The 7,384-nt window shown below is 75.1% G+C and carries 7 protein-coding genes; 5 read left to right on the plus strand and 2 right to left on the minus strand.

Annotated features, from left to right (window positions below; translation table 11 throughout):
* Positions 1-138: 138 nt before the first annotated feature.
* Both BJF79_RS28000 and BJF79_RS28005 read right to left on the minus strand, forming a co-directional pair.
* Positions 139-1,146 carry a WxL domain-containing protein gene (locus tag BJF79_RS28000; RefSeq protein ID WP_075901841.1) on the minus strand — a complete coding sequence of 336 codons (1,008 nt, stop codon included), beginning with the start codon at positions 1,144-1,146 and terminating at the stop codon, positions 139-141.
* A gap of 178 nt (positions 1,147-1,324) precedes the next feature.
* Positions 1,325-2,092: a hypothetical protein gene (locus tag BJF79_RS28005; RefSeq protein ID WP_075901843.1), complete on the minus strand. Its 768-nt coding sequence runs from the start codon at positions 2,090-2,092 to the stop codon at positions 1,325-1,327.
* Between the two features lie 112 nt (positions 2,093-2,204).
* Here BJF79_RS28005 and BJF79_RS28010 point away from each other — a divergent pair, with 112 nt between their 5' ends.
* The 5 genes from BJF79_RS28010 to BJF79_RS28030 all read left to right on the plus strand — a co-directional run bounded on the left by BJF79_RS28010 (position 2,205) and on the right by BJF79_RS28030 (position 6,778).
* Entirely contained in the window at positions 2,205-2,825 is a 621-nt protein-coding gene (locus BJF79_RS28010) for a hypothetical protein (RefSeq protein WP_262402684.1), read from the plus strand.
* On the plus strand, positions 2,822-3,619 hold the full coding sequence (locus BJF79_RS28015; RefSeq protein WP_262402685.1) for a hemin ABC transporter substrate-binding protein: 798 nt from the start codon (positions 2,822-2,824) through the stop codon (positions 3,617-3,619). The genes BJF79_RS28010 and BJF79_RS28015 overlap by 4 nt, the downstream gene beginning before the upstream one ends.
* Positions 3,620-3,940: 321 nt before the next feature.
* Positions 3,941-5,032: a FecCD family ABC transporter permease gene (locus tag BJF79_RS28020; protein ID WP_075901845.1), complete on the plus strand. Its 1,092-nt coding sequence runs from the start codon at positions 3,941-3,943 to the stop codon at positions 5,030-5,032.
* 100 nt (positions 5,033-5,132) lie between these two features.
* Positions 5,133-5,873 (plus strand): heme ABC transporter ATP-binding protein, encoded by a 741-nt coding sequence (locus BJF79_RS28025; RefSeq protein ID WP_083734024.1) that lies wholly within the window; start codon positions 5,133-5,135, stop codon positions 5,871-5,873.
* A complete protein-coding gene (locus BJF79_RS28030; protein ID WP_075901847.1) occupies positions 5,870-6,778 on the plus strand; it encodes a biliverdin-producing heme oxygenase in 909 nt (302 codons plus the stop codon). Before BJF79_RS28025 ends, BJF79_RS28030 begins: the two co-directional genes overlap by 4 nt.
* Positions 6,779-7,384: the final 606 nt, after the last annotated feature.

Consider the following 7,384-nt stretch of genomic DNA (forward strand, 5'->3'; position numbering starts at 1 on the left):
GCAGCGCGGCCGCAGCCGTGGCCGACGCGGCGCGGGCCGCGAGGACGGGCGAGGAGGTCATGGTGGGCTCCGCCGTGGAGTTCGGGGGTGCGGCGCCGAAAGGGGGAGGGAACGGCGCCGCACCCGGTCGGGGAGGGATCAGGAAAGGGTGAGGGTGAGCGTGCCGGTGTACGAACCGGGGTTGACGCCCGCCGGGATCAGCAGGTTCAGCGCCGCACCGGCGGTGAACACGCCGCCGCTGGATCCGGCGGCCGACGTCGCCAGCGTCTGCGCGCCGCCGAGCCCCGTGACCTGCGGACCCGCGGTGACGGCGGCGCCCGAACCGTCCTCGACGACCGCGGCGGACGGCGTCCAGCCGAGGTTCGCCGCCGGGATCGCGCCGCCGTCGGACGAGACGAGGTCGCCCATCTGCCCGACGAGGTTCCAGCCCGCGTCGGTGCCGCGCGCGTCGGTCACGGTGGCCCGGTTCAGTTCGCCGGTCGCGTGCCCGCCGGGCGCGGCGTCCGAGAGCGTCACGTCCGTCCCGTCCACGGCCATGCTGAGCGCCCCGGTCCGCGTGACGTTCGCGGTGATCCGCTGGTCGGCGCTGCCGCCGCCCTCACCCGGTTCGCCCGGCTCGCCGGGTTCGCCCGGCTCTCCGGGCTCTCCGGGCTCCTCCGGGTTTTCGCCGCCGACGAACGTGACGGGCGTGGCGGTGTCCTGGCTGCGGTCGGGCGAGCCGTGCGCGGCGAACGTCAGGACGTAGCACTGCGTGACCAGGCAGTCGACCGGGTTGCCGTCGCCGTCGGTGTACTGCGCCTTGACGCCGGTGAGGGTCAGGTCGAACGTGCCGTCGGCGTTCATCTTCGCCTGGCCGGCGCTGCCCGACGCGTTCTTGTGCACCCACTTGGTGACCTGGTACGCGTTCGCGTTCAGGTACCAGTCGGCGCCGTTCTTCGGCCCGAACGCCACGTAAACGCCGAACCCGTTGTTGGCGTTCGCGTCGAAACCGGACCCGGTGACCTGAATGTCCTGTCCGGCGGGGTCGGCGTCGGCCGTGGGGCTCACGGTCGTGGCGGGACCGGCCGCGAGGGCGGGCGCCGCCGTCAGGCCGAGCCCGAGCAGGGCCGTGCCCGCCAGGACGGCGCTTCTTCGCGCGATGTGCATGCGTTCTCCTTCGGAGAGGGGGGACCGCGGCATGGATTCACGCCGCGGGATCGAGCGGGGTTCAGGGGCGGCGTGGACGCCCGCGCGCCAGGCGGCTGGACGGCGAGACCGGCGGCGGCGACGGCGGCGACCGACAGCCAGAACGGCCACGGCGACCCCGCGGGCTCTCCGGACGCGGTCACCCGGACGGACCGGGCGGCGGCGGCGAGCCGGCCCCGGCCCCGGCGGCGGACGCCTGCGGCGCCGCGCTCGCCGTCCCGCCGGGCGTGGTCGAGGGACCTCCGGCACCCCCGGCACCCCCGGCACCTGCGGCATCGGAGCCTGCGGCGCCCGCGGCACCTGCGGTACCGGCCGAACCGGTAGGTGAGCCTGCACCCGCGCTGCCGTCATCTCGTCCCCCCGGCGAGGACGAGCCGGAGCCGCTGCCCGAGCCGCCGCCCGAGCCGGGGCCGGTGCCGGAGCCGGTGCCGCGGAACGTGATCGGGACGAACGCGTCCTGGCTGCGGTCGGCGACGCCGTGCGCGGCCATCGCCATCACGTAGCAGCGCGCGGCGGCGCAGTCGACGGACCGTCCGTCCCCGTCGGTGTAGCGGGCCTTCACCGTCAGCGTGACCGTGAACGTGCCGGACGCGCTCATCTTCGCCTGCGAGCCACCGCCACCGCCGCCACCGCCACCGCCCTTGTGCACCCAGACGGCCGACCCGAACGCGTTCGCGTTCCGGTGGAAATCGGCGCGGCGCGGCCCGAACACGACGTACACCCCGAAACCGGAGTTGCGGTCGGGGTCGAAGCCGGAGCCGGTGACGGTCACGGACTGCCCGGCGGGGTCGAGACCGGACGTCTCGGACACGCGGAGGGACGCCGCGTGCGCCGGTCCGGCGACCGCGACGAGCCCCAGACCGGCGACGGCGAGCGTGCCGATCGCACCGGTGACGCGCCGACCCACGGCCCTCAACCCCTTAAGTAGGTAAGCCTTACCTAATGAAACTTAGGTGAGCCTAAGCTAAGGTAACGATCACTCGGCGGCAAGGGGCCGACCTGGAAGAACGGTTCAGACGATGAGAATCCCTGTCCTGCTCGGGACGGCCGGACTGGCCGTCACGACGGTCCTCGGCACGCCCGTCCTCGCCGGTACGGGCTCGGCCAACGGCCCCGAGGGGCAGACCCTCACGGTGTCCGAGACGACCGGACTGCCCGCCGGCGAAGCCACCACCGTGACCGTCACCGGCCACGGCTTCGACGCCGGCAAGGGCATCTACGTCGCCTTCTGCAAGGACAACGGGCCGGGCAAGGCCCCGTCCCCCTGCGGCGGCGGCGCCGACACGACCGGCTCGACCGGCGCGTCCCACTGGATCTCCGACGACCCGCCTCCGTACGGCAAGGACCTCGCCGAGAAGTACGGCCCCGACGGATCCTTCGAGGTCGCGCTGAGCGTCACCGGCGCGCTGAACGACACCGTCGACTGCGCCCGGACCCGCTGCGTGGTCGCGACCCGCGCCGACCACACCCGCGGCCAGGACCGCACCCAGGACGTCCGCGTGCCGATCACGTTCGACGAGGGCGGCGTCCCGGCCGTCGCGTGGGCGGGCGGCGCGGCCGCGGCCGTCGCCGTCGTCGCGCTCGGCGGCACCCTCGCCCTCCGCCGCCGGAGAACCGCGACCGGGGAGCCGACGCCGTGAGGATCGTCGCCGCCGCCCTCCTCTCGCTCGTCCTGCTCACCGGCTGCGCGGCGGGCACCGCCTCCTTCGGGGACGACTCCGTCACCGACGCCGCCGCGAAGTGCGGGCCGTCGACCGTCCGCACCGCGGGCGACGTCGACCCGGTGAAGCCCGCGCCGGAACCCGACCTGCCCGCCACGGTCGAATCGGCGGACGGCCGGGAGGTCACCGTCCGCAGCGCCGACCGCGTCCTCGCGGTCAACATGTACGGGTCGCTCGCCGAGATCGTGTTCAGCCTCGGCCTCGGCGACCGCGTCGTCGGCCGCGACGCCTCCACCACGTTCCCGTCCGCCCGCGACCTCCCCCTCGTGACCAACAACGGCCACGACCTGTCCGCCGAGGCGATCCTGCGGCTGAACCCCACGGTCGTGCTCGCCGACGCGGGCATCGGCCCGCCCGAGGCCCTCGACCAGCTCCGCGCGTCCGGGATCCCCGTCGTCATGATCGGCGACGAGCAGACGCTGCCCGCGATCGGCGAGCACGTCACCGCCGTCGCCGAAGCCCTCGGCGTCCCGGACGCCGGGAAGGCGCTCCGCACGCGCATCGACCGGCAGGTCGAGGCCGCGCGGACGGACGCCACGGCCTCGTCCCGCCCGCTCCGCGTCGCGTTCCTCTACTTGCGCGGCACCGCGGGCGTCTACCTCATCGGCGGCGACGGCGCGGGCTCCGACGCCCTCATCGAGGCCGTCGGCGCGTCGACGCCGGGACCGCCGCCGGGCTCCAGGGCTTCCGGCCCCTCACCAGCGAGGGGATGATCAACGCGGCGCCCGACGTGATCCTCGTGCTGACCAAGGGCCTGGCGTCGGTCGGCGGCGTCGACGGCCTCGTCGACCTCCCCGGCGTCGCGCAGACCCCGGCGGGCCGCAACCGCCGCGTCGTCGACGCGACGACGGCGGCCTCCTCACCTTCGGCCCCCGCACCGGCGAGGTCATCGAAGCCCTCGCCACCGCCCTCCACCACCCCTGCGACCACCCATGACCCGGACGAATATCCCGTCACCCCCGAAACCGGTCTTGATCGGGCGCCGCTTCGGGTTGATCATTCCTATCTGCGAGGTGTCATGACGCAGACGGCCGATGTGGACGACGCGACCGAGGCCGGGCGTTCGGACGGGCGGGAGCGGCCCGCCGGGACGCGCGGGCGCCGGGTCCCGGCGCCGCTGCTGCTCGGCGCTCGGCGTCGCGCTCGTCGTGACGGTCGTGGTCGCCGCCGGGCTCGGGCAGGTGCGCATCCCGCCCGCCGAGGTGCTCGGGTCGATCGCGCACCGGATCGGGCTCGACGTCGGCCCCGAACCGTCCGGGCCGCAGGCGGAGAACGCGCTGTGGATCGTGCGGTTCCCCCGGGTGGTGCTCGCGGTCGTCACCGGCGCGGCCCTCGGCTGCGGTGGCGCGATGATGCAGGGCGTGTTCGGCAACCCGCTCGCCGAACCCGGCGTGATCGGGGTGTCGTGGGGCGCGGCGGTCGGCGCCGCCACCGTGATCGTCTTCGGGTTGAGCGCGTTCGGGAACTGGACGATCGTGCTGGCGGCGTTCGTCGCCGGGCTCGCCACGACCCTCCTCGTCTACGCGGCGTCCCGGGCGGCGGGCCGCACCGAGTCGGTGACGCTGCTGCTCACCGGCATCGCGGTGAACGCGATCGCGACGGCGGCGCTCGGCCTGCTGATGTTCGTGTCCACCGACGACGCGCTGCGCGCCATCACCTCGTGGCAGCTCGGCAGTCTCGCGTCGGCGACGTGGCCCGCCGTCGCCGCCGTCGCGCCCTGCGCGGCCGTCGGCATCGCGGTCGCGGTCGCGTGCGCCCGCCGCCTGGACGTCCTCGCGCTCGGCGAACGTCCCGCCCGGCAACTCGGCGTGGACATCGAACGGCTCCGTTTCACCGGCATCGCCGTCATCGCGCTCACCACATCGGCGGCCGTCGCGTTCAGCGGCATCATCGCGTTCGTCGGGCTGGTCGTCCCGCACCTGATCCGGATGGTGGCCGGTCCCGGCCACCGGACGCTCATCCCGGCGTCCGCACTCGGCGGCGCACTGCTCGTCGTCGTCGCGGACGTCGTCGCCCGCACGTCCATCGCCTACCAGGAACTCCCGCTCGGCGTCCTCACGTCCCTCGTCGGCGGCCCGTTCTTCTTCTGGCTGCTGCGCCGCGACCGCGCCGGGGCCCGCCCGTGATCCGGCTCCTGCGGCGGCCCCGCCTCCCCGAACCCCGCGAGCCCGGCACGGTCGCGCTCGCCGCCGAGGCGTCACCGTCCGGCGCGGCGGCGCGACCGTCCTGGACGGCGTCGACCTCGAACTCCGCCACGGCGAGACGCTCGTGCTCGTCGGCCCGAACGGCGCGGGCAAGTCGACGCTGCTCGCGGCCGTGCCGGGCGACACCGCGCCCGCGTCCGGACGCGTCGTCCTGCACGGCCGCCCGCTCGACGCGCACACCGCCCGCGAGCAGGCCATGCGCCGCGCCGTCCTCCCGCAGCGGCACTCGCTCGCGTTCGGGTTCACCGTCGAGGAGGTCGTCCGGATGGGCCGCGCGCCCTGGGCCGGGACCCCGGCCGAGGACGACGACGACACCGCGGTCGCCGACGCCCTGCACGCGGCCGACATCGCCGCGTTCGCCGACCGTCCCTTCACGTCCCTGTCCGGCGGCGAGCAGGCCCGCGCCGCCCTCGCCCGCGTCCTCGCGCAGTGCGCCGCGACCGTCCTGCTCGACGAACCCACCGCCGCGCTCGACATCGGCCACCAGGAACACGTGCTCGCCCTGCTGCGCGCCGAAGCCGCGAATGGCCACGCCGTCCTCGCCGTCGTCCACGACCTGACCCTCGCCGCCGCGCACGCCGACCGCGTCGCCGTCCTGTCCGGCGGACGCGTCGCCGCGTGCGGCCCGCCCGGCCGCGTGCTCACCGCCGACCTGCTCGGCGACGTGTACCGGCACCCCATCGAAGTGCTGCCGCACCCCCGCACGTCCCGGCCGCTCATCCTCCCCGAGCGTCCGGCCGCCCCACCCGAGGAGTCTCAATGACCACCACCGACCCGTTCACCCCGGACGTCGTCGCCGCCATCACCCGGCACATGAACGACGACCACGCCGCCGACTCGGTGCTGATCGTCCGGACGCTCGGCGGCGAGCCGGGCGCCGCGTCCGCCGCCATGACCGGCCTCGACGCCGACGGCGCCGACTTCACCGCCCGCACGGACGGGCGCGACGTCGCCGTCCGGATCCCGTGGAGCCGCCGCCTCACCGAACGCGCCGAGGTGCGCAAGGAGGTCGTGCGCATGTACCAGGAGGCGCGCCGCGCCGCCGAACCGTTCGCGGCCCGGCTGCGCGCCGCGACCCGTCCGGACCACGGCGCCACCGAGACCACCCCCTACATGACCGCCCTCCTCGACGGCCGCCTCACCCGCGACCAGTACGGCGCCCTCATCGCGCAGCTCCACTTCGTCTACGACGTCCTCGAACAGGCCGCCGACCACCTGGGGGACGACCCGGTCGCCGCCCCCTTCGACCTCGCCGGGCTCCGTCGCCTCCCCGCCCTCGAAGCCGACCTCGTCCACTTCCACGGCCCCGGATGGGCGTCCCGCATCGAGCCGGACGACGCCACCGCCGCGTACTGCGCGCGGCTCCGCGAAGTGTGCTTCGACTGGCCCGGCGGCTTCGTCGCGCACAGCTACACCCGCTACCTCGGCGACCTGTCCGGCGGCCAGGCAATCGGCGCGCGCGTCGCCCGCGCCTACGACCTCGACCTCGACGGCGTCCGCTTCTACCGGTTCGACGAGAAGCCGAAGGCGCTCAAGGAGCGCTACCGCGCCCTCCTCGACGCCGCCCCCTGGAGCCCCGCCGAACAGGACCGCGTCATCGACGAGGTCCGCACCGCCTACCGCCTCAACGCCGACCTCGCCGCCGCCCTCGACCGCACCCTCGCCTGACCCCTCACCCCGGCGGCAGCGCCGCGGACTCCTTCCGCACCACGACGCGTCCCACCCCCGGATACGCCTCGTGGAGGTGGTACACGACGGCCTGCGGGTTCCTTCCGGCCCACGAACGTGTCCCGGTTCCGGATACGCCTGGTGGAGGTGGTGCGCGACGGCCTGCGGGTTCCTTTCGGCCCACGAACGCCTCCTAGCTCCGGATACGCCTTGTGGACGTGGTAGGCGATGGTCCGCGAGTTGAGGAAAAGCCGGGCCGCGACGTCTCCGCGACGACCGAACCATCGACGTCCGGCTCGCGAAGGGCGAGCGAGGCCGACGAGCGACGGGCGTCGCCTGGGCGGCCGGGACGACCCGGGGTGCGACCGTCCCGCCCGGCTCACCGGCGGTCGAGGCACTGGCCGACGACCGCATCCGGCTGCCCGACATCGCGTGCTGCGTCCGGGCCGGGAGGGGGCGCCTCCCGTGTCCTGCGGGTGCTGGTCCGGCTCGCCGACGACCGCCTTCGGTTGCCTGACGCCGCTCGCGGGCGTCCGGGCCGGGAGGGGGCGCCTCCCGTGTCCTGCGGGTGCTGGTCCGGCTCGCCGACGACCGCCTTCGGTTGCC

It is taken from the genome of Actinomadura sp. CNU-125 (assembly GCF_001942465.1).
Classification (GTDB): Bacteria; Actinomycetota; Actinomycetes; order Streptosporangiales; family Streptosporangiaceae; genus Spirillospora.